Source organism: Photobacterium sp. WH24 (assembly GCF_019204055.1).
Classification (GTDB): domain Bacteria; phylum Pseudomonadota; class Gammaproteobacteria; order Enterobacterales; family Vibrionaceae; genus Photobacterium; species Photobacterium arenosum.
This window is the reverse complement of sequence record NZ_JAGSOZ010000004.1, coordinates 144,885-171,832: the sequence shown is the minus strand read 5'-3', so window position 1 is coordinate 171,832 and position 26,948 is coordinate 144,885. Positions and strand designations below refer to the sequence as shown.

Genomic DNA, 26,948 nt, shown 5'->3' with positions numbered 1-26,948 from the left:
AGATCAAACCGGAGAGCGAGATGGCAGATTTATTAGTATGGCAGGGTGACATAACAACCTTGAATGTGGATGCGATAGTCAACGCCGCGAGCAACAGCTTATTGGGCGGCGGCGGTGTGGATGGTGCCATTCACAAAGCGGCGGGCCCGCAGTTGCTGGAAGAGTGCCGGCGCTTGCAGGGCTGCCCGACAGGGGAAGCAAAAATCACTCCCGGATACCGACTGCCGGCCCGCTGGGTGATTCACACTGTGGGGCCGGTGTGGCAGGACGGTGCGCGTAATGAGGCCGAATTACTGGCCAGTTGTTACCGGCACTGCCTGGCGCTGGCGGATGAAGTGGGCGCCAGAACGATGGCTTTTCCCTGCATCAGTACCGGGATATACGGTTTCCCGACACAGCAGGCGGCCGGTATTGCCGTGCAGACAGTCCGCCAGTCTCTGGAAGGACAAAGCACGCCGGACAAAGTGTACTTTGTCTGTTTCAGCCAGGAAGATGCCGACATTTACCACAGCTTGCTGCGGTCTGACTAAGTGTATCAATCCTGCGTCAAGCAGATGAAATAGCGGGTAAAGTCTTATCCCGGGTCTACAGTTAATGAGAAGGTAGCCAGTGTCGCTGTGCTCTCAGGGTATGAGAGTTGTCTGCAGGTATGCTGTGCGCACTGAGAGATGTCCGGCTCAGCTTACCGGCAGTCTGGATTTGCCGGTAAGGAAGGAACCAGAAGGGCTGAGCCGTGGACGACATAAGCATCAGGGAGAGTGCAATGTGGGCAACATTAGATTTTGAAGCGTCAGGTTTATCGGATCAATCCTACCCCATAGAAGTGGGTTATGTACTTCCTGACGGCAGTGGGCAAAGTATCCTGATCAATCCGCTGACCGCCGGCGATGTCTGGCAGTTTTGGGACAGCTACGCCGAGCAACGTATTCACCGGATCCCCCGCTCTGAACTGGAACAGCATGGTATGCAGGTGCTGGAAGTCTGCCAGCATTTGAACAGCGTGCTGGGGCAGCTGGATTATGTGTTTTGTGACAGCCAGTGGGACTTGTTCTGGCTGGGGCGGCTTTATCATGCTGCCCATATGCGGCCATCCTTTACATTGACAGAAATCGGCCATTGGCTGCAGCAGGAGAACGGCATAGAAAGAGCCCGGTTTCAGCGTGCGCTGGAAGAGCTCGGCCCGGCAAGGCACAGAGCCATGCATGACGCCAGGCAGATTTATCAGGCCATCAGCAGTCTGGTGAATATTCCAGGCTGACGACAGGCGCTGGAGCAACTGAACAACACAGCGTACAATCAATACAGGCTATTGAATTTCAGTCTGTTGGGAGTGCGTTGTGCCAACACCTACCTTAAGAGTTGCGGTATTTAATATCGCCTTGTCCGATCCTGTTCCCGGCCGGATACGGCAGAAGCTGTCGGAGCCGGGCCACGCCAGAATTGCCCGGCTGGCAGCCATGATTCAGCATGTGCAGCCTGATGTCCTGCTACTGTGCGAATTTGATCACCCCGGCGAGGGAGGCGATGACGGCGGCCTGACTGACTTTTGCCGCTATTATCTGGCCGAGCCGCAACATGGCCAGGTCGCGATTGATTATCCTTACCGTTATTGTCCCCCCACGAATACCGGCTTGCTGTGCGAGGCAGATCTGGACGGGGACGGCGAACGAACCCTGCCGCAGGATGGCCAGGGCTATGGGTTTCATCATGGTCATTTCAGCTTCGTGGTGCTGTCGCGTTATCCGCTGATTGAAGAGGATATCCGCAGCTGGCAGACCCTGTTGTGGCAGCAGATGCCGGATAACCATATGCCTGAAGGCTATTACAGCCCGGAAGCGATGGCACAGCTCAGGGTCTCTTCGAAAAATCATCTTTTACTGCCGGTACAGGTCGGTCATCAGCGATTTCAGCTGCTTTGCGCCCACCCGACACCGCCTGTGTTTGACGGACCTGAACGGCGTAATGCCCGCCGTAACCATGATGAGCTGCGCCTTTTGACGGATATCATCAATGACGAAGCGTATCTGATGGATGATCAGGGCAATTCGGGCGGTCTGGCTAAAAACGCGCCTTTTGTGTTGCTGGGGGATCTCAATGCCGATTTGCATGACGGCGAAGGTATGGTACTGGCACTGCGGCACCTGCTGTATCACCCTCGGGTTCACCGGGCTGTCAGTGAAGGTAAACTGACCCCGAAAAGCCTTGGCGGGCGTTTTTTCCGGCCCTGGAAATTGCGCCGGGGCAGAAGTTCGGAATGGACACACCTGAGCGGACTGCGACTGGATTACGTGCTGCCCTCTGCTGATTTTGATGTCCTCAACAGCGGCGTGTTCTGGCCGGATAAAAAAGATCCACTGCGCAGACTGGTTACTGGCGAAGACGGCAAAGAGCGGGCCGATATCAGCTCTGATCACCGGCTAGTATGGGTCGATATACGTTTGCCAGCGGTGAAGGACTAGTCAAAGTTATGCACAATTTCGACTTATTCGGTGAAGCGAGCGGGCCGGGCGAGTGGCTCGCTATTGATGACGGTTTGCTGTTCTGGGCGCCGGCTTTCTTTACCGTTTCCGACTCAGACCGTTATTTCAGTGATCTGCGCCAGTCGCTCGACTGGCAGCAGGAAGCCATCACACTGTATGGCCGTCGGGTTATGCAACCGCGTTTGCAGGCATGGTGCGGTGAGGCATCCTATACCTACTCAGGGCTGACCATGCAGCCGGACCCGTGGACGTCAGCCTTACAGCAGATCAAGTCCGCCTGCGAGCAAGTGGCTAATACGCGTTTTAATTCGGTGCTGGCCAACCTGTACCGTAACGGGCAGGACAGTATGGGCTGGCATCAGGATAACGAGCCCGAACTCGGCCCGGAGCCGGTGATTGCATCGGTGACATTGGGCGATACCCGGCGTTTTTTGCTGAAACATCGCCACACCGGGCAGAAAATTGATTTTCAGCTCAGTCACGGCTCTCTGCTCATCATGGCAGGGCAGACCCAGTCGCACTGGGTGCACTGCGTGCCAAAGACATCTCAGTCTCTTAATGAACGTATTAATCTGACTTATCGGTGGATTAATACGTAACTGCTTAGCACCGCAGAATTAAAAATGCTGATATTCCACTGGCTTAAATGACAACAGGCTGACGTGTACAGCGACGCCTTTGCTATGATTGTGTTGTTAAATGGTTGCGGGGTTGCTATGAACATTCGTCGTTTTGTTGTTTATCTTCTGATTACTCTTCTTTCACTGCCTGGCTGGGCGGCGATGCAAATTTCGCCCAGACCTGCGGAACCGACTGTACAGCAACAGGTATTGCCATCCTATGCGGATGATGCCGCGTTGATTCGGCAAACCTTTGAAACCCAGCTGTTTACATTACCGGCATTTAAAATGGGCCATTATGGCCTGAGGATGTATCGCCAGACGATGGATCCCAAATACCGGGCGGCCGTGTGGTCAGATTTGGCACGTGTGGCCAGCCGGCTCAATGCCGTGACGACAGAGATTTACACACCGGCACAGATAAAAGCCTATTCGGCTGCCCGTGAAGCCAGATATCAGCGCAAAGATGATGCCCGCAGCGATTTACGTTATCTGGCCACCCGTGATTACCCTGAGTATTACTTTTTGGGCGTCGATTTGCTTGGCTCTATGGCGCGCGCCAATGAGTACGGACTTAAACACAGGGAAGATCACAAATTGCGCGACATCATCCGCCGCTATGACTTTGCCCGTTATGCCACTGACCCTGAAATGATTCGCGCCTGGGCAGCACAGCTTGCCAATCAGGTTTACTGGTTGCGTCAGCTCGGCGAGCAGGATGTGGTTGAGCCTTTTATTGCCGCTTTCCGGGCAACTTATCCTGACAGCCAGGATAAGCAGCTCAGCGAGCAGCAGTACATGAATAAGATATACGGCATGACCCATATTATCTTTGCGGCATCCTCGTATTATCAGTATCAGCTCAAGGAAAGCGATTTTCAGTGGATTTATGATCACTTTCGCCGCCATATCGACGACATTCTGCTGCATACCAAGGAAGATGTGGTGGCCGAAGTCGGTATCAGCTTCCTGCTGGCCGGCTTATCGGATGACCCTGTGGTAGAAAAAACGCGCCAGTTCATCCAGACATCGATCGACCGGCAAACGGGTATGGTGCCGTCGGTAAAAGGTGAAAGCGAGCTGTATGACGGTGAGCATCGCAACACGCTGGCTATCATGTTACTGGACTGGCGTGGCGTACATGCCGCCCCGACAGTCATCAACCAACCGGCCATGTTTGAGAGCTTACCTTATGGTTTGGTGCCACAGCATTAGGCCAATGAAACCTGATTGATTATGTGTATTGGTTTATATAGGGTGAGTGAATATGATTCCCTGAATGAGAACTGCACTACGATGAAAGACGGATTAACATGGGCCAGGCAACTTCAGGCTATTGCACAAGCCGGTAAAGCTTATAGTCACGATCCATACGATCTTGAACGTTTTGATCAGATTACCGACATTTCGTATCAAATGTTTGCGCAGCTCAGTGGTCAGCCACTCAGTAAAGTGCAGCATCTGTTTATACCCGAAGAGGGTTATCCCACACCGAAAGTTGATCTGCGAGCCGGAGTGATTCGCGATAATAAAATTCTGCTGGTCAAAGAACGTGAGGATGGCGGCTGGACATTGCCCGGAGGGTGGGCCGATGTCTGTGAAACCCCTTCTGAGGGTATTGTCCGCGAAGTGTTGGAAGAGTCCGGTTTGGTCGTCAGTCAGCCCAAACTGATTGCGATAAAAGACCGAGCGGTTCACCCCTACCAGCCCGACTATCCCTACCACATTTATAAACTCTTCTTTCTCTGCCACTTTGTGTCCGGTGAGCCAAAAGAGAATATCGAAATTTCAGCGATTGATTTTTTTGCTCGAGACACTATTCCACCTTTGTCACAAAGCCGGGTACTTACCGAAGATATCGTCATGATGTTCGAGCATTTTGAAAACCCGAACTTGCCCGTACAAGTTGATTAATGAGCTCGGGCGGGAAAGGCAACGTAACGAATAAGATGTATAAAAGGACAAGCATTTGAAATATATCTGGCTATCTGTTTTTACGGCGGTTCTTCTCTGGTCTGGCATTGAGCCGAAAGATACTTTTACCTGGTTTCTTGAAGTGTTGCCTGCGCTGATTGGCCTTGTGCTGATTGCGCTTACTTACAATACTTTCAGGCTCACCCCGCTACTGTATGGACTGATTTTACTGCATTGTATTGTGTTAATGGTGGGGGGCCATTACACCTATGCAGAAGTCCCTTTATTCGACAATCTGTTCGGGGCGCAAAGAAATAACTACGATAAAGTCGGCCATTTTTTTCAGGGATTTGTTCCGGCTATTCTGGCTCGGGAAATTTTAATCCGGAAGCACATCGTCAATGGTCGTATTTGGGTTGGCGTGATCGCCGTATCGATTTGCCTGGCATTCAGCGCATTCTATGAATTGATTGAATGGTGGGTGGCGCTGGCGACAGGTGAAAACGCAGAGGCTTTTTTGGGTACACAGGGTTATGTCTGGGATACCCAGTCTGATATGGCATTCGCATTAGTCGGAGCGCTGTGCGCGACGCTCATGCTGTCTCGCTGGCATAACAGCCAGCTGGTTTCTCTGCATCAAACGATTGAACCACAACAAAGGAATGAATCATGGTGACTTGTTTTTTACGCTACATTATTGACCCTTATAAAGTCAGCGAATTTGAAGAATATGCCCGTAACAACGGCTATCCCTGTAAAGTGATCTAGCTGTCTCGGGCGTAGCTAAAAATACACTAATAACAAATATATCATTATTGTTGTGTGTTTGTTTTGCTTTCGCAATGTCGTGAAAATAAATTTAAATTATTTTTATGATCAATCATCAAGTTTTCAGTCTGTTATTTGTTCGTGTCAGCCCAATGCTATAAACCTTACGAGTGGGAAATAGATGGATAAAGGGAATTACCCCTATTTAAGGAAGCAGGTATGGAGCAGTTTACATTTGAAAAGTTGGAAAAATTAGTTGGCGATAAAATGTCGATGACTCTTGATAAAGGGGCATCCTGCGAAGTGGAAATTACCGGGGTAAAACGAACTGGCACGCACAGTAACACATGGGAGTCTTTTGCATTGTACCTCGATTGCAGTGGTCTGAATGGCGCAGTTGAACAAGGCACTTATCTTTTCGGTCACGAAAGCTTAGGTGAAGCTCCTTTGTTTGTTTCACCTAATTCTGCCAAAGAGCTGGAAGTGATTTTTTCCCGCAAGGTTACTCACTCATAACCATCAGAGGTCAGCATGGAACCTTATATCGGTAATATTCAAATGTTCGGTGCAAACTTTGCACCGAGAGGTTATGCCTTTTGTGACGGGCAGGTGCTGCCGGTCAGCCAGAACGGGGCTTTGTTTGCATTAGTTGGAAATCAGTTTGGCGGTAATGGTCAGACGGATTTCAAGTTGCCAGATTTTCGCGGCAGAATGCCGGTTCAGCCAGGTGTTGCTTTCCCTTCTCAACGGCCCATCACGCAGGCGAAAACGGGTGGCTTGGAGCAAGTCGCGTTGACGGAAGCCGAAATGCCAGCACACACCCATGGCATCGCAGTTTCATCCCAATCTGGCGATTCATTTCGTCCTTATTTGCTCAGGCAGCAAAAAGCGACAGTCCTTGCTGCCGCCGCCGGAGATACACCGGTTTACGCTGTGCCGCAGAATCTTGAAGCGATGAATCCTGAAGCGGTGGGCGCAGCAGGTCATGGGGCCGGGCATGAAAATATGCAGCCTTCAGCTGTTATCAATTTTTGTATAGCCCTGACCGGTATCTTCCCGGAAAGAGATTAGGAGATCAGGAATGTCTGAACGTTATTTATCTGAAATTACCCTTTTCGCAGGGAGTTATGCACCGCAACGTTGGGCTTACTGTGCGGGCTCTTTATTACCGGTTTCATCCAATGAAGCTTTGTATTCACTGCTTGGGACCCTGTATGGCGGTGACGGCAGAACAACATTTAGTTTACCGGATCTGAGAGGCCGTGTACCGGTGGGGCGAGGGGGCGGTAATGGACTGACACCCCGCAATCTCGGTCAAAGAATGGGGCAGGAATACGTTACCCTGACGCTGAATCAATTGCCTGAACACCGGCATTCACTGATGGCTGCCGATACCCCGGCGACGTCTTCTGAGCCTGCATCAAACCTGGTGGTGGGTAAGGCCAGTCAGTTCGTTGCTTCCCCTGTTGCAACTGATTGGGTTGCGTTACAGCAAGATGCAGTGAATACCACCGGAGGTGGAGAGCGTCATTTGAATGTCGCGCCCTCACTGGCATTGAACTTTATTATTTGCACCGCAGGTATTTACCCGCAAAGAAGCTGAGGAAAATCAGATGAGTGAAGCTTTTTACGGCGAAATTATGATGATGCCTTATACGTTTGCACCACGATTTTGGGCATTTTGTAACGGACAAACACTCAACATTCAGCAAAACCAAGTGCTGTTTGCTGTGATTGAATATAGCTTTGGTCGCTCCAGCCCGAGTACATTTCAATTACCTGACCTGCGTGCCCGCGCACCTATGGGGACGGGCAATGGGCCAGGACTGACGCCCAGAGTCCTGGCAGAAAGGTCTGGCGAAGATATGATTACACTGGACGTCACGGAAATTCCGTTACACAACCATGCGATGCAAGCGGTGAATAACAGTGCGGATGCTGAAAGTGGTCAGAACGCAGGGGTGGGGATTCTGAATGCAAGCGGTGTTGCCGAGGCTCGGTATTACACAGGCGACCCGGATAATCTGTTAAGTGCTCAGGCAATGGCAGTTTCTGGCGGATCGCAATCCCATGAGAATATGCAGCCTTATCTGGGCGTGAACTTTTGTATTTGTATGGACGGTATTTTTCCGTCAAGGTCGTAATGTATCAGGCACTGTTGGGTTGTCGGTGCCTGAACAGCAGTTTCAGTGATTCAGGTTGTTCATGAAGCTGATGTTCTATGTCATTGCGCTGACCTTTACTGCGTTGGCGCAGACCCAGGTTTGGCCGGAATCTTTAACCCTTCGGGTGCAGGAGAAAAACGTCCAATTCCGCTTCCTTCCACAAGCGACCGGTGCTCCGGTATACATTCATCCATGGTTGGGAACCAAAGCCCTGCAAGTCGGGACGCGGGTGTTAGTAAAGCATGAAAAAGCGCTGAAGTTGGCCAACTTACGTCACCATCTGATTGTCAGTTCGGCGGTTGTGTTTGAGTTGGAGGCGTATTATTGGTCTGTGATGGAGACACAAAGTCCACTGGCATCGCTTGCGCTGGTGCAGCAATTACAAAGCTTACCAGGGATTGTGATGGCTGAACCGGATCTGCTGCAAATTCGTCTGGGGACGCAGGGCGGTGAAACAGGGCGGTTACCCATGCCCCCTCCGAAACCTGTCCGTCAGCAGCTGAGCATTGAACAATGGCCCGCAACACCGGGTGCAGAGGTGACTCTCGCTGTGATCGACAGTGCATTCGGCCTGGCTGATCCGGCTTTGCAGCCTTTTTTACCAAAACTGCATTACGATATTGATCAACGTCGCCCTTTGCCGCTGGAACCCAGTGAAATTGCAGTGAATGGCTATGATTCGTTCCATGGTGATGCAACACTGGCGACCCTTTGGTCAAGGCACCCGGACACTCAAGGACTGGCCTTTGCGGCTGATGCAGTGCTGCTGCGCCGGGATACTAACTGGACGTCAGATATTCTGGTTGCTTTGCAATTGGCCTATCTCAGCCAGGCTGACTTGATATTGGCCGCGTGGACTTTACCTCTGACCCAGCAGGCCTTGTCTGATGCACTGACGTTTGTGGCTGAAAATGGCCGACAAGGGAAAGGAACGCTTCTGATTGCTGCGGCAGGAAATTTCAGAGAGAACCTGAATCAGAGCTTCTCACTGGCAGCTCAGCCACAGGTTCTGACAGTCAATGCCGAAAGTCAGGGCACTGTCTGGCCTGTGATCGGCGAACCGATCGCGACTCAGGTTCCCGTGCCTTATCTGACTTTTTCACAGGAGACAGGCCGGTACAGTCTGACATTTTCGAACACATCGGCGGCGGCCACTGCCGTAGCCGGCGTTCTGGCCGCGGTACTGAGTGAGCAGCCTGCACTGACCGCCGCGGACTTACACCGGCTTGTGCGTCAATACAGCCAGCCTGTGTTTGATGCGCAAGGCCTGATGCAGCACTTTCAGCGTTCTGCACAGCATTGATCCGGTTTCGATAACAAGGATGTGAACAAGATGGACAAACAGGATTTGAAATTACCGGGCGGGTTGCATGTTCGCCCATCCAATTCGTCGGCGACGGATCGGATCTTTCTCGAAAAGCTCCATCGAGAGCGCCGGGATGACTTGCGACTGATCGAGGGCGAGCAAGATTTCATCGAATCCTTAATCGACATGCAGTTTCAGGCGATGAATCAGGGCTACGGGGAACAGTTCCCCAACGCGCTGTACTTTATCATTGAATATCATCAGTCGCCGGTTGGCCGCGCTGTGCTGGACTTCTCGCAGGATCAGGTTCATCTGATCGATATCGTGTTTACCCGACAGGCCAGAGGGCACGGGCTGGGAGAAGCGGTGATCCGTTCCTTTATGTATTCCGCGAACCAGTTGAAAGCGCCGATGACATTGTCGGTTCAGCAAATCAATCAGCATGCCCGGCAACTTTACCTCCGGCTGGGATTTAGTGTCACCCGGATTGAACCGCCTTATGAGCGGATGATCTGGTATCCGCCCAGTGTCCAGCCGCTGTATGCCGGTATGCCGACGTGATCCTGTGTTTCTCTGCGGAAGTTATCCATGAATGCGAGTGACGATAATACCTTGAATTATGTGATGAGCAGCTGTGCGCGGTTTCCACTGCTGCTGAATGCAATGCGCTGTAGCCTGCTGGTGAGTGCGCATAATCTTGACTGCCTGTTTGTCATCCGAGGGTGCGGAGAGTCGCTTGTCGTTGAACATGTCCGCCAGCCCAGATTACTGGGGATTGCACTGAGTGACGATCAGCAACGCTTATCGCTGGCGTCGTATCAGCAAATCTGGGATTACCGGCGGGTTGACCCCGCCGCTCTTGTGGGTGAGTCAACGCACATTGTTGCCGGGAAAGATGCTGTCTATTCGCCTTGCGGCTCGACCGTTACCGGGCATCTGAATACGCATGATATGGCCTGGGGCACGGATGGTCTGTACATGGTGAATACCCGTTTTAATTGCATTGCCAAACCGACCGACGGAAAAAGTTTTGAGGTGGTCTGGATGCCACCTTTTATTTCTGAATTGGTGCCTGAAGATCGGTGCCATTTGAATGGACTGGCAATGAAAGATGGACGTCCGGCATATGTGTCGTATTTCTCGCAAGTAAACAGCCCTTACAGCTGGCGCCAAGCGAGCAGTTTTAGCGGAGAAATTATGTCTGTTACGACGCATCAGCCTGTGGTGACCGGCTTGTGTCTGCCGCATTCTCCCCGTATTCATGACGGTTATCTGTACTTTTGTGAATCCGGTACCGGACGGTTGTGGCGCTGCCTGGAAGATCGGCTTCCGGCCTCTCGGACGGATCTGGAGCTGGTGGCGGAACTGAATGGGTTCACGCGGGGATTATCGCTGATGGGGGATGTGGCCTTCGTCGGTTTGTCTGTGGTGCGTCGCCCGAAAGATGGCTCAGCGCGGCATGCAGACATGCCCTTACATCAGTTGCGGGAACCCTTGTCTTCGGGTGTGGTGGTGCTGGATCTGCGAAGTGGTGAAGTGATCGCAAACCTCACGTTTTCCGGCGATTTAAATCAGATTTATGATGTCGAAGTGCTGAAAGGCAGCACGACGCCATGGATTGTGGATGCTGAATCAGTGGAATTGTCGGATCTATTTATACTCTGAATGAAAGCAATAGCAGTTTATTGCATAGTAAAATATTCTTATATGTCATATTTTTGAGAGCATCTGCTTGCACATTGTCAAAGCTCTGTTTCAATTGCTACGAGTTGCATTAATTTTTTTATTTTTTGTGTGGAGGTTTTATCCGGTGTCGGGAAGTCGCCGGGTGAACCGCACCTTTTGCATCATAAACTTGCAGGCAGAGTATGACGAACGACCTGATCTTGTCGCGATTAGCCCGTGCGACGCGTCAGCACTTCACACGGACGGATGAAGTGCTCCCATTCTGTGATTCGATTGCGTCGGTAAAAAAAGAGCCCACCCGCTGGGTGGTTTCCCTGGCGATCGGGTTGGCTGCCAGTCCCTTGATTTTCATGCCAGTCTATGCCGGAACCGACGTATCCGGAATGCCATCGAAAATTCAGACGTTATCACGCGAGTTCCCAAATCCTGCACCGGATGATGCACAGCCTGAGTCTCAGCACTCAGACGAACAGAATTTTGATCTGGATAGTTTTCTGGCACAAACCCAACACCTCAAAAACGGCGTTCAGACTGCGAAGCGGGTTGTTGGGGAACTCTCCCCCTTGTCAGCCGGGCCGGGAAGCCGAGCGGATGGTCGCAGCGGTGAAGCCATGACAGCAGCCTGGGAATGTTATTTTGGGTATTGTTACGATGGTCCGATTTCAAACGGCCACTCCTGTTCAACGGATGCGGATTGTAATGGAGGGCCATCCAACAGTGCGCCGACAAATATCAGCCTGACGTCAACCAGCATCAATCAGTCTGTGACGGCATTTGGCACCGATGTGGGCACCTTGTCGACGACAGATGCAGACAGCGGGGACACCCACAGTTATTCGCTGGTTTCGCAAGGGAACAGTGCGTCCGGCAGTTGTACCTCAGATGCAGCGAACAGCCAGTTTCAAATCAATAGTGCGACACTGGAAACCGGGAGTGCTTTGTCGGCAGGGAACTACAACGTTTGTATACAGACTTACGATGGCACGACGACCTTTCAAAAAACCTTCCCGGTTACCGTGGCAGATGATGTCGCACCTCCGGCACCTTCCACACCGGATTTGTCCTCGGGATCAGACAGCGGTACTTCCAACAGTGATAACCTCACGAATCTCACCACGCTGACCTTTACTGGTACTGCGGAAGCCGGCAGTACAGTGAAGCTTTTCAGTAACCAGTCAGTGGGAGCAGAGATCGGCTCAGCGACTGCCATCGGAGGGAACTGGATCATCACCACCAGCGCTCTGGCATCGAACGTCACGCATGCATTCACGGCCACGGCGACGGATGGGATCAATGACAGTCCGGCATCTTCCGCCCTGAATGTCACCATTGATCAGGTTGCGCCGACCGGGCAAAGCGTCGTCTTTGGTCAGCTGTTTTACACCAGTGCCGATGTGGCTGCGGCATCTTTTACCTTTGCCTCTGCGGAGGTAGGCACCGATTTCGCTTATACCATCAGTTCCAGTGGTGGCGGATCGAACGTGACCGGATCGGGGTCGATCAGCAATGCAGCCCAGTCTGTCACGGGACTGAATCTGAGTGGTTTGTCCGACGGTTTGCTGACGTTATCTGCCACGCTCTCGGATAGCGCAGGGAATACGGCTTCAGCCGTGACGAATACTGCAACGCTGGATACGCTTCAGCCCGGCATCTCAGGTTTTACCAGCAGCAAAAACACATTGAGATCCGGAGAAACGTCACTGATATCAGTCACGCTCAGTGAGATCAGTTCTAATTTTATTGTGTCTGATGTTGTTGTTTCCGGTGGTTCTCTGTCTAATTTCACAGGCGTTGGACTGAATTACTCTGCGATCTTTACGCCCGATCCGGACACAGAAACCACAGCAACCCTGGATTTACCTGCCGGTATCTTTACCGATGCTGCAGGGAACGCCAATACAGCGGCCACGCAAGTGTCGATTACGGTTGATACCGCGCGGCCAACCGTGGCGATGACCAGCGATAAGCAAGCCCTGAAAGCCGGAGAAAGCGCGACGCTGACTTTCACATTGAGTGAAAGCAGTGCTGACTTTGCTTCCGCTGATGTCACAACTGCCGGAGGCACCCTGTCGAACTTTAGCGGCAGCGGCATGGTCTATACCGCTACTTACACACCCGCCGTGAATGCCACCAGTGGAACAGTCAACGTGTCAGCCAGTCAGTTTACCGACGCCGCAGGGAACGGTAATACGGCGGCAACGCAACTCAGTATTGCAGTGGATACGGTTCAGCCGACGGTGAATTTCTCCAGCGATAAAACAGCTTTGAAGCAGGGCGAAACCGCGGCCCTGACCTTTACGCTGAGCGAAAGCAGCAGCGATTTTTCCGCCGGAGATGTGATTGTTTCCGGGGGGGCGCTGACGAATTTCACCGGCAGTGGCGCCAGCTACAGTGCGACCTTTACACCTGACGCGAATAGTACGGCTGGCGCGACGGTGAATGTGGCCGCGGGTGTCTTTACCGACGCCGCAGGGAACGCGAACACAGCCGCTTCTCAGTTGGCAATCAGTGTGGATACTGTTCTGCCAAGTGTGACCATCAACTCGGACAAATCCGTGCTGAAGCAGGGTGAAACTGCGAACATCACCTTTACATTGACCGAAGAGAGTACAGATTTTGAAGCGACGGATATTGCGGTCAGTGGCGGGACCTTGTCGGGTTTTAACGGAAGTGGGAGCAGCTTTAGCGCGACTCTGACGCCGGTCACCGACGGGAATATCACGCTGGATATCGCCAGTGGCCAATTTACTGATCCGAATGGCAACGGAAATCTGGCTGCGATTCAGTTGGCGGTGAGCTATGACGGCATCGCGCCGTATATCAGCGCACTCAGCCCGGCTGATGATGCCACAGATGTCAGCCGAAATACCAGTCTGACACTGACGTTCAGCGAAGACATACAGATAGGACATTCCTCAGGCACACTGAGTCTTATTGATGCCACGGATGCAACAACGCTGGTGACATACGCGATGTCTGATTCCGAGGTGAGCATTTCTGGCAATCAGCTGGTGGTGGATCCGAGTACCACTTTCACACCGACACATGCTTACTACGTCACTATGACGAACGATGCGTTAACCGATATGGCGGGCAATGCCTTTGCCGGTATCAGCGGTGATTCGGTCTATAACTTCACCATTGCCAACGCCGCACCGGTTGCAGCCGACGATGTGGTCTCTGTTTCGGAAGATAACCTGATTGCGATTGATGTGCTATCGAACGACAGCGATGCAGACAGTAGCCTGAATGCAGCCAGTGTCACCGTCGTGACAGCACCTTTGCATGGTGCCACCAGCATCAATACCGGGACAGGCACCATAACGTATACGCCGGATGCGAATTTCGCCGGGACAGACACCTTGACCTATCAGGTTCAGGATATCTACGGCGCTGTCTCTTCTCCGGCGACAGTCACCGTGACAGTGACACCTGTCGCTGATGCGCCGGTGGCAACGGCTGATGTCGGCAGCACAGATGAAGATACATTGGTGGTGCTGGATGTGCTGGCGAACGACAGCGATGTGGATACAGGGGATACGCTGAACGCAGCTTCTCTGACTGTGGTAACACAGCCGACCCATGGTGCCACGACGGTTGAGAACGGCAAGATTCACTATCAGCCGGGCGCGAATTATGTGGGTACGGATACCCTGAGTTACACCGTACAGGACAGCACTGGGCTGGTGTCCAATACCGCTCAGGTGACGGTGAACGTGGCAGGGGTGAATGATGCCCCGATCACGGTGGCGGATGGTCTGGCAACGAATGAGGATGAAAGTGGTGTGATTGATGTGCTGGCCAATGACAGTGATATCGACGGTTCACTCAATGCCAGTACGCTCCAGGTGATCACTCAGCCCCAGCACGGGCAGACCAGCATTGATGCGAATGGACGGGTGACCTATACCCCTAACGCGAATTACTTCGGCAGCGACAGCTTCACCTATGTGGTGCAGGACGACCTGGGGGCGACCTCCCAGCCAGCAACGGTGTCTGTCACGGTGTCCAGCGTCAACGATGCGCCTGTGGTCGCGGATGATACCGCTACGCTGCTGGAAGATACGCCTCATACGGTGAATGTGCTGGGGAATGATCAGGATATTGACGGCACGATTCAGGCCGGAACACTGACGATTGACACCCAACCTGGCGAGGGCAGCGTGACCGTTGAAAGCAATGGTGCGGTGGTCTATACCCCGGCAGCGAATTTCAGCGGTGAGGATCAGTTCACTTATAAAGTGAGCGACGATCTGGGTGCTGAATCCAATATTGCGACTGTGACCATGACGGTACAGGCCGTGAATGATGCGCCGGTGGCCAATGCCGATCAGGCGACGACGCAGGAGGACACCCCGGTTGATATCGCGGTCAGCGGTAATGACAGCGATCTGGACGGGACGCTGGATCTGAGCTCCATTCAGGTGCTGACGCCGCCTCAGCTGGGTCAGGTGCTGGATCTGGGGAACGGTAGCTTGCGCTATACCCCGGATACGGATCAATCCGGCACTGACAGTTTCAGCTACACCATTTCTGATAACGAGGCTGACGTTTCCAATACAGCCACTGTGTCGGTGACGATCGAGACGGTCAATGATGCGCCGACCATCAGCGGTACGCCAGTGCTTAACGTCGATCAGGACCAGAACTACGAGTTCCAGCCGGTGGCTGCGGACGTAGAAAGCGATGGTCTGATCTTCAGTATTACTAATCTGCCTGACTGGGCGAGTTTCGATACCCAGACCGGACGTTTGTATGGCGTACCAGATAATGGCGCCGTCGGTAGTGTCAGCAACATAGTGATCAGCGTTACTGATGGCGATAAAACCGCAGCGCTGCCGCCGTTCACCCTGACAGTCAACAACGTTAACGATGCGCCAGTTATCAGCGGGCAGCCTCAGGATCAGGTGTCTGAAGACACTCAGTACAGCTTTACTCCTCAGGCATCCGATATGGATGCGGATACGCTGACCTTCAGCATTGAGAACAAGCCGGTTTGGGCCAGCTTTAATACGCAGACAGGTGAGCTGTCCGGCATACCGGATAACAGCCATGTCGGCAGCAGCAGCGGCATTGTTATCAGCGTCAGCGACGGCAGTGAATCGGCCTCTCTGGCAGCCTTCAGTATCAGTGTGATTAATGTCAACGATGCACCGCAAGGGGAAAACCTGACGCTTACTCTGGCCGAAGATACCAGCCTGAGTATTGCCCCGGCCATGACAGATGTCGACAGCACAGCACTGGGTCTGCTGGTGGGTAATCCGCCGCAGCACGGTAACCTGAGTGCGCAGGGCAGCAGCTGGTTGTATACACCACATGCCGACTTTAACGGTGTCGACAGCTTCAGTTATCAGGTTACAGACGGCGAAGCGCTATCCGGTATTTATACTGTTTCGCTTGCTGTGACACCGGTGAATGATCAGCCAGTGATTGTTTCTGATTCGTATCACTTTAAAGCCAGCGCGTCGGGCCGTTATGTACTGGATGTGCTGAGTAACGACACGGATATCGATCAGGATCTGCTGAACCTGCTCTGGGTGACGGCGGTGAAAGGGACAGCCACCATACAAAATGGTCAGGCAGTTCTGACCACTACACAGCAGGGCACGTTTTCTCTGAAATATGGAGCCAGTGATGGTGGAGGGGGCCAGCACATTGGTCAGGTGACAGTGGTTATTGAGTCGGCGGTCAGCCAGCCTCCGACGATTCAACCGCCAGTTGATATTGAGCTGAACGCAACCGGTCTGTTTACCAGAGTGAACCTGGGCGTAGCCAAAGCCAAAGACAGCCAAGGCCGGCCACTGGCTGTCTCTCTGGTTGATCAGGTACCTGTCTTTAAGCCGGGAATACATACAGTTTACTGGCGGGCGGTGGATGCGCAAGGCAATGAGACCCAGGCCAGCCAGCAGGTTGTTCTGCATCCATTGATCACACTCTCTAAAGATGACCACACCACAGAAGGGACGACGCATAGTATCAGCGTTCACCTCAACGGTCCTGCGCCTGATTACCCGGTAACTATTCCTTATACCGTGTCAGGCAGCAGTGATGCGGGTGATCACACCTTGCTTGACGGTGTGATTGAGATTGAGCAAGGCACTAGTGCTACGATTGAGTTCGATGTGCTGAACGATGGTATGCCCGAAGGGCCGGAGACACTGGAAGTCACTTTATCACCCACGTTGAATCTTGGCAGTAAGTCAGATTACACACTGACTATCTCTGAAGAGAATTTAGCACCAAGGGTGAGCACTGAGATTACTCAGGATGGTGACTCCCGGCACATTGTGTCTACCTCTGGCGGTCAGGTTACTGTGAGTGCACAAGTCACAGATGTGAACAGTGCAGACAACCATAACTATTTGTGGGAAGCCAGTGACAGTGCGATAGCCAATATCAGCACAGATGATGAACACTTTATCTTTGTGCCGGGTGCGCTGTCGCAGGGTGTGTACAGCCTTAAACTGACTGTTACGGATAACGGTACACCTGTTCAGTCTGTGATTAAACATATTTATCTGGAGGCCGTTGCTCAGTTGCCGCAGTTAGGCGGTGAGGACAGCGATGGCGATCTGCTGCCTGACGACCTGGAAGGCTACATTGACTCTGATAACGACGGCATCCCGGATTATCTGGATATGGCGGCAGACTGTAACGTCATACAAGAGCAGGCCTTGGTATCTGGCCGCTATCTGCTGGAAGGCGACCCAGGTGTGTGTTTGCGCAAAGGCGCGACGGTTGCAGCTAATCAGATGGGAGGCGTACAGCTGTTGGACAGTGAAATCCCGCCAGATGCCGAGGTCAAAAATACTGGCGGTGTGTTTGACTTTATTGCTCATGGTTTACCGACAGTTGGTCAGAGTTATCAGGTGGTACTGCCGCAACGCTTACCCATACCGGCAAACGCGGTTTATCGTAAATTCACTGAGAGTCAGGGCTGGAAAAATTTTGTCACAGATGCGCAAAACTTTGTGTCATCTGCTCAGGGGGAAGCGGGTTACTGTCCGCCTCCGGGTGATAGCCAGTGGCGGGCAGGATTACAGGAAGGGCACTGGTGCGTGCAGCTAACCATACAAGACGGTGGCCCGAATGATGATGACGGCCTGGCCAATGGCAGTGTCATGGATCCGGGCGGTGTTGGCGTACCGCTGAGTGCTAATCTGTCGCCATCGGCGGTGGATGACGCTGTATTGCTTAATCGGAACGGGAACACAATGATAGATGTGCTGGCCAATGATACAGATGCCAACAATGATCCCTTGTCTGTGATGGCAGCGTCGGTGGATTTTGGCGTTGTGAATCTGACGTCTAATCAGATCCACTATGCTGCCCCCGATGGTTTTTACGGTGTCGCGACCATCAGTTACAGCATTTCAGACGGGACAGGCGGTACAGCTATTGCACAAGCTAAAGTGACAGTGCTGAACAGCGATTACCCGGTTGCGGTGAACGATATTGTTCAGACTGATGATAAAACGGCCGTGGTCATTGCTGTGCTGGATAATGACACAGATGCAGACGGTGACAGTCTGACAGTGGTGGCTGCAGTGGCAAACCGAGGATCGGTGACGATAAACACAGATCAGAGCCTGACATTTACGCCCGAAGCAGGTTATGAAGGAGAGAGTATCATTACCTATCACATTCAGGATGCGACCGGCCTGGAGGCCAGCGCTCAGGCACGCGTTACCACAACACTCAGTGAAGGCATGGTGGTGAAAAACCGGGCAGGAGGGACTGTCACTGCCCTGATGCTGGTATTACTCGGCGGTCTGGGAGTCATGCGGCGCTGGGGCGGACGGCTGCTTGTGCTGGTATTGGCGCTGATCAGCTTCAACAGCCAGGCAGCCTGGTTTGTCGATGCTGAGTTGGGCGTGAGTGAAGCCAGTGAGCGACATACTCAGCCTGCGGATACCCTTGTTTCACAAGATGACAGTGATACGGCTGTGTCACTGGGTGTGGGCTATGAAACCCGTCATCACTGGTTACTGACGGCCCGTTATTTGGATCAGGGGGACGGCAAGGCCACACTCAAACCAGCTAGTGCTGTGTCTGATGGCTATCATCAGAGTGTGGTTAAGGCTACGCCTGTGCTGACCTCGGGGGTGGCGCTGGACATACGTTATCCTGTGGTGTCTGATAATGATTTTCGGTTTTTAATCGGTGGCGGTGTTTACCGCTGGGAAGCAGATTACAGCAGTACGTTTCAGGGGCAGACAATCAGCTCATCTGACTGGGGGGTCGATCCGTATCTGACCGCCGGGTTGGATTATCGCATCACTCCGGCATGGCGGGTCGGAGGGAAATTCAATCGTTATTTCATTGATATCAACGATGTCAGCCAGGTCACATTGACACTGAGTTACCAGTTTGGTCAGTAGGCCGTAGCCAGAAATTATAATCAGGTAAAATATTGCCAGGTAAATCAGTTCCAGATAAACCCGATGCTGGTATGTGTCAGCATCGGGCGTGGTATCCGTTTGGCAAGGGCCGTTTATACGAACTGGGAAAAATACTTCCCTTTGATTTGTGTCGTGGTGAAGGTTTTCACTCTGACATTGGGTGACCAGTGGTTGATCGGCCAGCCTGCTTTTTGCTTCAGTGCTTTGATAAAGGCAGCCGGTGAGGCCAGTTTATCCCATACCTGGGGTAAAAAGACCGCCTGCGAATGGTGCTCAGTCAGGATCACCCCCACTTTGTGCTCTTCAAGATAGGCGATGAGCGCTTCTTCGGAATCGACCTGCAGCAGTTTAGGATCGGAAAGCACAGAAATCTCTATGGTCAGGCTGCTGAGCTGCTCTTCGGTCAGCGGCATGAAGCGTCTGTCCTGATAGGCGCTGTCTCTGGCTTTATTATGCACTTCAAGTACCAGAGGCTCATTGGCGGTCACTGTCCCCAGGCAGCCCTGCAGTTCGCCGTCGACTTCCAGGGTGACAAAACATGCGCCATTGGCGAGCAATTTGCGGTTGTATAAATCCAGTTGTGGTGGTCGCGGCAGTGCTTCAGAGAAATGGCTGCGAATGGCCTCTCTGGCAATATCCAGCAGTTGGGTCATTTCCCCTTTATTCAGGGCCGGTTTTGGTGGTGGCGGACACGAGGTAACTGACATATCCAACGACTCTCTCCTTATCTCCGGCTTCTGTATCGCCGGAGTTTTTGTATTCTATTTGTGTTAAGAAATAGCCTCTTTGCTTCGCCAGTAATAACAAGGTGTTGATCCCGGTCGAGCCGCAGGCTTGTTGCGGTGTCAGACTGGGGTCGAACGTTTCGATCACTTTCAGTGTGCGATGATCGATATCCTGTGCATCTGCATAGGGGTGGTAATGGCTCAGATCACTGCTGATCACCAGCAGGGTGTCGTCCTGCCACAGGGGATCGATAATCTGTGCCAGCCGGGATGGTGCAATGCGGCTGGTCAGAATAGGCAGCAGGGTAAACGCAGAAAGGCAGCTTTGCAGGAAGGGTAGCTGTACTTCCAGGCAATGCTCCAGTTCGTGTATGTGATCTGATAACTCAATATCATTCAAATGCGACAGCTTTTCAACACCTTGTAAGTCGATTTTGACTTCACCTAACGGTGTGGCGAAATACTGGTCAGCAGGCAGGGCACAACCGTCAAACGCATAATGATGACTGGGGCCAATCAAAATGACTTTGCGATACGGGCTGTGCGTTTTTTTCAGCCAGCGAAAAGCACTGGCCGCCACTTTTCCGGAGAACATATAGCCCGCGTGCGGCACGATCAGCGCCCTTGGCATCAGCTCAGCGTCACAGGGTTCAGCAAACCATTGCTGAATCTGTTTTCTTAGCCCGAGCGGTGAAGCCTGATAAAACCGTCCAGCCACGGCGGGAGCGCGAATGGTCATTGTCTGGCCTTTGTCTTGGTAATTACTGCAACAAGGCGACGCACTGCTTGCAGGCAAGAACAGAGCGCCACCAACTATAGTTAAGTATAGGAAGGAATAATGACCGGACTGTTACCAGAACTGTTACCAGAACAGCTACCGGACCATTGTCAGCAACCCAACCGGACAGAAATCACCGCCATGGCACAACGAACACCGGCACCGACAGTGCAGATTGTAAAAGGAAACGGCTCAGCTGAAAGCTGGCCAACCGAATTCTGGCATCAGCTGGATGATGGCCGTGTGGTGTGTGACGTTTGCCCGCGGCACTGCCGGTTGCGCGAGGGTAAGCGCGGCGCCTGCTTTGTACGCATGGCGGAACATGGTCAGATAGTGCTGACCAGTTATGGGCGTTCGAGCGGTTTTTGTATCGATCCTATTGAGAAAAAGCCGCTGAATCATTTCTATCCCGGCAGCTCAGTGTTGTCGTTCGGTACGGCGGGCTGCAATCTGGGCTGTAAATTTTGTCAGAACTGGAGCATCAGCAAATCGCGTGAAATCGATACTTTAGGCGCAACGGCCATGCCGGAGCAGATTGCCCGGGCGGCCAAGGCGTACGGCTGTGATTCTATAGCCTTCACCTACAACGATCCTGTTATTTTCATGGAGTACGCCATGGATTGCGCGCAAGCCTGCCATGCTCATGGTATCCACAGCGTGGCGGTGAGTGCGGGCTATATTTGTGATGCCCCCCGGCAGGCGTTCTACCGCCAGATGGATGCCGCGAATATCGATCTGAAAGCCTTCACTGAGCACTTTTATCATAAAATCTGTAGCGGCCATCTGGCCCCTGTGCTCGATACTCTGTTATACCTTCGCCACGAAACCCGTGTGTGGTTTGAAATTACCACTTTGCTGATTCCGGGCGAGAATGACAGCCCGGCCGAAATTGCAGCGATGTCCCGCTGGCTGATGGACAACCTTGGCCCGGATGTGCCTTTACACTTCAGTGCCTTTCATCCTGATTTTAAAATGATGGATACGCCGCCGACACCGCCTGCCACTGTCCTGCAGGCCAGACGGATTGCGCTGGAGGCTGGTCTTCGTTATGTCTATGTCGGTAATATTTTCGATCAGGCTGGTGACAGCACCTATTGCCCGGGTTGCGGACAGCGGGTGATTTCACGCAACTGGTATGCTCTGGGCGATTACTCCCTGACCGAGAACGGCTGCTGCCAGCATTGCGGTTTTCATCTGGCAGGACGGTTTACGGCTTACCATGGCAGCTTTGGTCGCAGAAGGATTCCAATCCAAATTCGTGCCTGAAAGCGGATAAAACCAGCAAGCCGGGCAGTGAGATTTTACTCCTGTGCCGCTTTGCATTATCTTACCGTTTTTCCCCGGTACCAAACAGAGAACGTCCGCATGACTATTGAAGAATTACACCAGTTTCAGAATCTGGTCATTACCCAACCAAACTGTCCTTACTGTGTGAGAGCAAAAGCTATCCTGGATGATCGCGGTACTGACTACACAACCCTGGTACTGGGGCAGAATTTGGAAAAAACCGAGATGATTGCTTTTATCGAGCAAGTGGCGAATACCACAGTACGCACTGTGCCGCAAATCATCCTGGACGGTAAATATATCGGGGGTCACGATGATCTGGTCGCTTTTTTAGAGCGGCAGGTTGAAGCCGATGCGCTTGGTGATTTCGAATTGTGATAGGTAAGGCTCCCGTTGGGGGCCTTTTCTTTATTGATTAACCATTCAGTAGGAGGTCGGTATGAGTTTTAACGTCAAAGTCGCCTGGCAGGGTAACAGTCAGCCGGGTGAAGAATTCAGCCGGGATCATCAGATCCAGTTTGGCAGCGGGCAATCTCTCAATGCTTCGTCGGCGCCGGATTTCAAAGGCAGTGCCGATAAAGTCAACCCGGAAGAAGGCCTGATGGCGGCTTTGTCTTCCTGCCACATGCTGACTTTCCTGGCCATTGCTCACCTCAAACGATTGCCGGTTGCCAGCTATCAGGACAATGTCACGGCTGAACTGGGTAAGAACGACGCCGGAAAAACCAAAGTGGCCGCTATCGATCTCAATCCTGTCATCACATTTGTGGATGGCGCAGAGGTATCACCTGAGGTGCTGGAAAAAATGCACCAGAAAGCGCACGACAACTGTTTTATTGCTAACAGCCTGAATACCACAGTCCGGCTGAATGGAAAGGAGTTCAGTCATTGATTCAGCTCGATACGGCCATATCACTGGCAGGCCTGTACAGCGGTAATGTGGCGCAGAGATACGGCATCAGGACCGCAATGGCCAAGCAGGCGGTCAGCGGCAAACTGTACCTCTCAGCAACCGGACTGGACGGGGATGAATGCGCAGAGCCCAAATTTCATGGCGGCACAGAAAGAGCACTGCATCAGTATCCGCTGGAACATTATGCGTTCTGGCAGCAGCAGTTCCCGGACCGTGACTGGCCGGCGCCCGGGGTGGGAGAGAACATCAGCACCCAGGGAATGACGGAAGAGAATGTGCGGCTGGGTGATCGCTATCAGTGGGGCGAGGCGGTGATAGAAATCAGCCAGCCCCGCTCTCCTTGCTTTAAGCTCAGCCGTCGCTGGGAATTGCCGGAGTTCTCTGAAGTTATGCAGCAGACAGGACGTTGCGGCTGGCTGTACCGGGTGATCACACCGGGATATGTCAGCAGCGATGAACCTTTGGTGCTGATCAAGCAAGGAGAAGACAGGTTCACGGTGAAACGCGTGCTGGATTGGTATTTTAATGACCCGATGAATCTGGACAAACTGCGCATGCTGCTAGAGTGTGAGGCGCTGTCGGTCAGCTGGCGCAACACGGTTGAGATACGCCTGAATACCGGTGAGCTTGAAAACTGGCATTTCCGCCTCAACGGAGCGGGCTGATGTTGAAAGGGATCCATCATACAGCGATCATCTGTTCTGACTATGCCAGATCGAAAGCGTTTTACGTTGATCTGCTCGGGCTGGATATCGTCTCTGAACATTACCGTGAAGCCCGTCAGTCCTGGAAGCTCGACTTAGCCCTGCCGGACGGCAGTCAGATTGAGCTGTTCTCTTTTCCCGACGCTCCGCCCAGGCCGAGTTATCCTGAAGCTCAGGGGCTCAGGCACCTTGCGTTTGCCGTTGAATCGGTAGAGGCCGTGGCACTATGGCTCAATGAGCAGGGCATTGCGACTGAACCGGTTCGTATTGACGAACTGACAGGAAAAGCCTTTACGTTTTTCAGTGATCCGGATGGTTTGCCGCTAGAGCTGTATCAAGGCGAATGAAGGGGCGTTTTTCAGTGCTTAAGCACGGGCTACGCAGGTAGCCCGTTGTCTTGTCACGCAGTTTGCAGATGATTACGACAGGGCATAGCCAATCAGGCTGGCAAAAATAATACAAGCCCCGCCAAAAACGCCGTATTCGACGCGCTTTTCAACGATACAATCTACTTCTTCTTTTTGAACGGTCAGCATGCTGAATAAACAGCCTCCCGCCAGAGCAACGGCCAGCACGCCCAGACTGAACAGACCTGCCTGGACGAAATCAATAAACGCCATATCAATCCTCTTTTATGAGCCCAAGGTGTATGCATGCTTGTTGTTGGCCTTCCCGGCTGACAGCCAGTAACGGACGAACTGCACGTCTAATACCAACCGGCATATTAGCCGGATTGGTCGTTATTTCGGGGCGAATGATACACCTTCTGACCGCGAGTGTAATCCCGCAGGATGTAATCAGGGGTTAAATACTAAGGGATTGTTTGTCTGCCGCTTTTCACACGAAGGCCAGTCTTGCCGCGAAGGCAATCAGGACCACGCCTAAAGTGCGCTCAATGATGTGCATCTGGCGGTGAAACCACAGCCGGGCTTTTTCGGCGGAAAACAACAGGCTGACCAGAACAAACCACAAGGCGGTAATGGCACACATCCAGACACCATAGAAAATCTGAATAGCCAGTGGCGTATCCAGGCTGACCACATTGGTGATAATGGCCAGAAAAAACAGCGTGGCTTTTGGGTTGGTGGCATTGGTCAGAAAACCTATGCCAAACGCGCGACGCAGGGTCTGATGGCCGGATTCTGGTGTGGCATCGACTGCCGGGGCGTCACTGGTGGCCGGTTTGCTGCGGCATAATTGCACACCGAGATACACAAGGTACGCGGCGCCCAGCAGTTTGGCGGCGATCAATAGCCACTCTGAGGTGTGCATAATGGCGCTGATGCCAAGCAAGGTATAGAGCACGTGAACGGAAAGCCCCGCGCCAATGCCGAAGGCGGTCACTATACCGTGTCGGCGGCCAAACCTGAGGCTCTGGCGTACTGTCATGACAAAATCGGGACCGGGGGCGACAACGGCCATAAAATGGATCAGCGCCAGAGAAATAAATTCAGGCCAGTATTCACTTAACATCAGCAATATCCTTATGCTTGTTAGACTCAGCCCCTATCAGCAATCTGATAGCGAACCTGAAGCTTACCTTTTTTCAGCTTGGTTGAAACCTGGATATTCGCCGGGATCTCGCTGGTGGTCGCGACATGGGTGCCGCCGCAGGGCCATGCCATCAGATCACCGAAGGCAACCCAACGTGTACCATCCGGTTTTGTGTGCGAGCGCATGGGCAGATCGGCCGCAATCAGGCGGGTCAGGTGCTGTAATAGGGTGTGTTCGTCCAGCTCGACCACATGATCACGGGGCGAGAATTCGACCCGGCACTCGTTAGGCCAGTGATGTGCTTTTTCGGGCTGCCAGCCATTCTGCTGCCCGATATTGCCAATCAGGTGACCCAGACTGTGTAGTATGCTGTGGGTATTTCTGGGTTCTTTATCCATAGCAATAGTGACTGTGCCGGTTGGCAGCGGCTGGCTGATCACATGCTGAATAATGTCATCTGCTTTTTTGGTGTGCAGTACCTGCGCCCGTTCACCGCAATGGGTGGTAATGCGGCCTGTGTCGCCGGGCTGGCCACCGCCTTGCGGATGAAAGACGGTTTTGTCCAGCACGGCAATCCAGTGTTCGCCTTCCTGATAGCAGGCGAGTAACTCGGCCTCACAGTGAAGGGCATGTGAATCCAGGTATAAGGCTTGTGTTGTCATGTTGTGCTTCCCTGTCCGCTTGTCTGTCATCCATTGTAATAGTGGCTGTACTACATGATAATCCATCATCAATTCAAATAACTTTTGCGCAGAGCGCATTAATCAGAGGCGGCATGAGCGGTAACAAACACATTGGCTTAATGCAGGATATGGCGATTTTTGTGTCTGTGGTGAAAACCGGCAGCTTTTCCGAGTCCGCCAGGTTGCTGGGCGTGTCGCCTTCTGCGGTCAGTCGTTCCATCAAGCAGTTGGAGCAGCAACTGGGGGTGTGCTTGTTGCAGCGCACCACACGCAAACTGCGGTTGAGTGAAACTGGCCGGACAGTGTACGAGCGTTGTTTGCAACTGGATGACACCGCAAGAGAGGTGTTAGCACTTTGCGAAAGCCAGGACAGCTCTGCCCGCGGTGTGGTGAAAGTGGCCGCGCCCAAAGCCGTTGCGCATTCGCTGATTCATCCTTATGTCGCGGAATTTCTCAGTCTGTATCCGGACATAGATGTGCATCTGGTGCTGGATGATCAGGCGCTGGATCTGATTGAGCAGGAGATTGATATCCTGTTCAGAATAACCCGCCAGCCGCCACAGGGACTGATAGGGCGCAGCCTGATGCCGATTGATCATGTACTTTGCGCGTCTCCGGAATATCTCAGTCTCAGAGGGACGCCGACCCACCCCAAAACGCTGGCGCAGCACAGCTGTATTTCGCTGGGCGAAAACGATGCAGACTCAAAATGGCGCTTCAGGCAGGGCGAAAGTCGCTTGACCGTGCCTGTTACCGGCCGCTACCGGGCTAACCATTCCCGTGTGCGGCTGGAAGCGGCGGAGCAGGGTATAGGCATAGCCAGTCTGCCGGTGTTTGTGGCAGAAGCTGGCATCGCCAATGGCAGCATCATACAGGTCTTGCCGGACTGGGAATTTGAAACCGCTTACACAGGCGATTTGTGGATGCTGTACCCGGCAACGCGCCATATTCCGGCCAAAGTCAGCCTGTTTGCCGACTATATTGTGGGTAAGCTAGGCAGGTGAGTGCTTGCTGACGCGTCTT

The 26,948-nt window shown here is 52.7% G+C and carries 26 protein-coding genes; 21 read left to right on the top strand and 5 right to left on the bottom strand.

Annotated elements, in window-relative coordinates; genetic code table 11:
- The first annotated feature begins 20 nt into the window (after positions 1–20).
- The 15 genes from KCG43_RS07015 (at position 21) to KCG43_RS06945 (ending at position 19,320) form a co-directional block, all read left to right on the top strand.
- Positions 21–530 (top strand): O-acetyl-ADP-ribose deacetylase, encoded by a 510-nt coding sequence (locus KCG43_RS07015; protein ID WP_218384091.1) that lies wholly within the window; start codon positions 21–23, stop codon positions 528–530.
- 233 nt (positions 531–763) lie between these two features.
- A complete protein-coding gene (locus KCG43_RS07010) occupies positions 764–1,258 on the top strand; it encodes a hypothetical protein (RefSeq protein WP_192014871.1) in 495 nt (164 codons plus the stop codon).
- 79 nt (positions 1,259–1,337) lie between these two features.
- A complete protein-coding gene (locus KCG43_RS07005) occupies positions 1,338–2,459 on the top strand; it encodes an endonuclease/exonuclease/phosphatase family protein (protein ID WP_237794310.1) in 1,122 nt (373 codons plus the stop codon).
- An 8-nt stretch (positions 2,460–2,467) separates the two neighbouring features.
- A complete protein-coding gene (locus KCG43_RS07000) occupies positions 2,468–3,079 on the top strand; it encodes an alpha-ketoglutarate-dependent dioxygenase AlkB (protein WP_218384089.1) in 612 nt (203 codons plus the stop codon).
- Positions 3,080–3,196: 117 nt separating this feature from the next.
- Complete coding sequence (locus KCG43_RS06995; RefSeq protein ID WP_218384087.1) at positions 3,197–4,315, top strand: DUF3541 domain-containing protein; 1,119 nt, start codon at positions 3,197–3,199, stop codon at positions 4,313–4,315.
- Positions 4,316–4,396: 81 nt separating this feature from the next.
- Positions 4,397–5,014: an NUDIX hydrolase gene (locus tag KCG43_RS06990; protein ID WP_192014874.1), complete on the top strand. Its 618-nt coding sequence runs from the start codon at positions 4,397–4,399 to the stop codon at positions 5,012–5,014.
- A gap of 55 nt (positions 5,015–5,069) precedes the next feature.
- Positions 5,070–5,690: a DUF2238 domain-containing protein gene (locus KCG43_RS06985; RefSeq protein ID WP_218384085.1), complete on the top strand. Its 621-nt coding sequence runs from the start codon at positions 5,070–5,072 to the stop codon at positions 5,688–5,690.
- A gap of 311 nt (positions 5,691–6,001) precedes the next feature.
- On the top strand, positions 6,002–6,298 hold the full coding sequence (locus KCG43_RS06980; RefSeq protein WP_218384083.1) for a hypothetical protein: 297 nt from the start codon (positions 6,002–6,004) through the stop codon (positions 6,296–6,298).
- A gap of 15 nt (positions 6,299–6,313) precedes the next feature.
- Positions 6,314–6,853 (top strand): phage tail protein, encoded by a 540-nt coding sequence (locus KCG43_RS06975; RefSeq protein WP_192014877.1) that lies wholly within the window; start codon positions 6,314–6,316, stop codon positions 6,851–6,853.
- 10 nt (positions 6,854–6,863) lie between these two features.
- Positions 6,864–7,385, top strand: coding sequence for a phage tail protein (locus KCG43_RS06970; RefSeq protein WP_192014878.1), 522 nt, complete (start codon positions 6,864–6,866; stop codon positions 7,383–7,385).
- A gap of 10 nt (positions 7,386–7,395) precedes the next feature.
- Positions 7,396–7,926: a phage tail protein gene (locus tag KCG43_RS06965; RefSeq protein ID WP_192014879.1), complete on the top strand. Its 531-nt coding sequence runs from the start codon at positions 7,396–7,398 to the stop codon at positions 7,924–7,926.
- Positions 7,927–7,987: 61 nt separating this feature from the next.
- The gene (locus tag KCG43_RS06960; protein ID WP_218384080.1) at positions 7,988–9,250 is read left to right on the top strand and encodes a S8 family serine peptidase; all 1,263 of its coding nucleotides are present in this window, start codon (positions 7,988–7,990) and stop codon (positions 9,248–9,250) included.
- Positions 9,251–9,280: 30 nt separating this feature from the next.
- Positions 9,281–9,814 (top strand): N-acetyltransferase, encoded by a 534-nt coding sequence (locus KCG43_RS06955; protein WP_192014881.1) that lies wholly within the window; start codon positions 9,281–9,283, stop codon positions 9,812–9,814.
- A gap of 27 nt (positions 9,815–9,841) precedes the next feature.
- Entirely contained in the window at positions 9,842–10,918 is a 1,077-nt protein-coding gene (locus tag KCG43_RS06950) for a TIGR03032 family protein (protein ID WP_218384078.1), read from the top strand.
- Positions 10,919–11,121: 203 nt separating this feature from the next.
- Positions 11,122–19,320: a tandem-95 repeat protein gene (locus KCG43_RS06945; RefSeq protein ID WP_218384076.1), complete on the top strand. Its 8,199-nt coding sequence runs from the start codon at positions 11,122–11,124 to the stop codon at positions 19,318–19,320.
- Positions 19,321–19,433: 113 nt separating this feature from the next.
- Here the strand turns inward: KCG43_RS06945 and amrA are convergent, their stop codons facing one another.
- Entirely contained in the window at positions 19,434–20,048 is a 615-nt protein-coding gene (amrA, locus tag KCG43_RS06940) for an AmmeMemoRadiSam system protein A (RefSeq protein ID WP_120510459.1), read from the bottom strand.
- The gene (gene amrB / locus KCG43_RS06935) at positions 20,002–20,805 is read right to left on the bottom strand and encodes an AmmeMemoRadiSam system protein B (protein WP_218384075.1); all 804 of its coding nucleotides are present in this window, start codon (positions 20,803–20,805) and stop codon (positions 20,002–20,004) included. Before amrB ends, amrA begins: the two co-directional genes overlap by 47 nt.
- Before the next feature lie 99 nt (positions 20,806–20,904).
- On the opposite strand from amrB, the gene amrS reads away from it, so the two are divergent.
- The 5 genes from amrS to KCG43_RS06910 all read left to right on the top strand — a co-directional run bounded on the left by amrS (position 20,905) and on the right by KCG43_RS06910 (position 24,095).
- Positions 20,905–22,110: an AmmeMemoRadiSam system radical SAM enzyme gene (amrS, locus tag KCG43_RS06930; protein WP_255557890.1), complete on the top strand. Its 1,206-nt coding sequence runs from the start codon at positions 20,905–20,907 to the stop codon at positions 22,108–22,110.
- 99 nt (positions 22,111–22,209) lie between these two features.
- Positions 22,210–22,509: a glutaredoxin domain-containing protein gene (locus KCG43_RS06925; protein ID WP_192014885.1), complete on the top strand. Its 300-nt coding sequence runs from the start codon at positions 22,210–22,212 to the stop codon at positions 22,507–22,509.
- A gap of 61 nt (positions 22,510–22,570) precedes the next feature.
- On the top strand, positions 22,571–23,023 hold the full coding sequence (locus KCG43_RS06920; RefSeq protein WP_218384074.1) for an OsmC family protein: 453 nt from the start codon (positions 22,571–22,573) through the stop codon (positions 23,021–23,023).
- Positions 23,020–23,709 carry an MOSC domain-containing protein gene (locus tag KCG43_RS06915; protein WP_255557889.1) on the top strand — a complete coding sequence of 230 codons (690 nt, stop codon included), beginning with the start codon at positions 23,020–23,022 and terminating at the stop codon, positions 23,707–23,709. Before KCG43_RS06920 ends, KCG43_RS06915 begins: the two co-directional genes overlap by 4 nt.
- The gene (locus KCG43_RS06910) at positions 23,709–24,095 is read left to right on the top strand and encodes a VOC family protein (protein ID WP_218384073.1); all 387 of its coding nucleotides are present in this window, start codon (positions 23,709–23,711) and stop codon (positions 24,093–24,095) included. Before KCG43_RS06915 ends, KCG43_RS06910 begins: the two co-directional genes overlap by 1 nt.
- Positions 24,096–24,167: 72 nt before the next feature.
- On the opposite strand, the gene KCG43_RS06905 is transcribed toward KCG43_RS06910, so the two are convergent.
- The 3 genes from KCG43_RS06905 to KCG43_RS06895 all read right to left on the bottom strand — a co-directional run bounded on the left by KCG43_RS06905 (position 24,168) and on the right by KCG43_RS06895 (position 25,904).
- Complete coding sequence (locus KCG43_RS06905; protein WP_027252583.1) at positions 24,168–24,368, bottom strand: hypothetical protein; 201 nt, start codon at positions 24,366–24,368, stop codon at positions 24,168–24,170.
- A 217-nt stretch (positions 24,369–24,585) separates the two neighbouring features.
- Positions 24,586–25,221: a LysE family translocator gene (locus KCG43_RS06900; RefSeq protein WP_218384072.1), complete on the bottom strand. Its 636-nt coding sequence runs from the start codon at positions 25,219–25,221 to the stop codon at positions 24,586–24,588.
- A 26-nt stretch (positions 25,222–25,247) separates the two neighbouring features.
- A complete protein-coding gene (locus KCG43_RS06895; RefSeq protein ID WP_192014888.1) occupies positions 25,248–25,904 on the bottom strand; it encodes an alanine--tRNA ligase-related protein in 657 nt (218 codons plus the stop codon).
- A gap of 113 nt (positions 25,905–26,017) precedes the next feature.
- Here KCG43_RS06895 and KCG43_RS06890 point away from each other — a divergent pair, with 113 nt between their 5' ends.
- Positions 26,018–26,929 (top strand): LysR family transcriptional regulator, encoded by a 912-nt coding sequence (locus KCG43_RS06890; protein ID WP_218384069.1) that lies wholly within the window; start codon positions 26,018–26,020, stop codon positions 26,927–26,929.
- Positions 26,930–26,948: the final 19 nt, after the last annotated feature.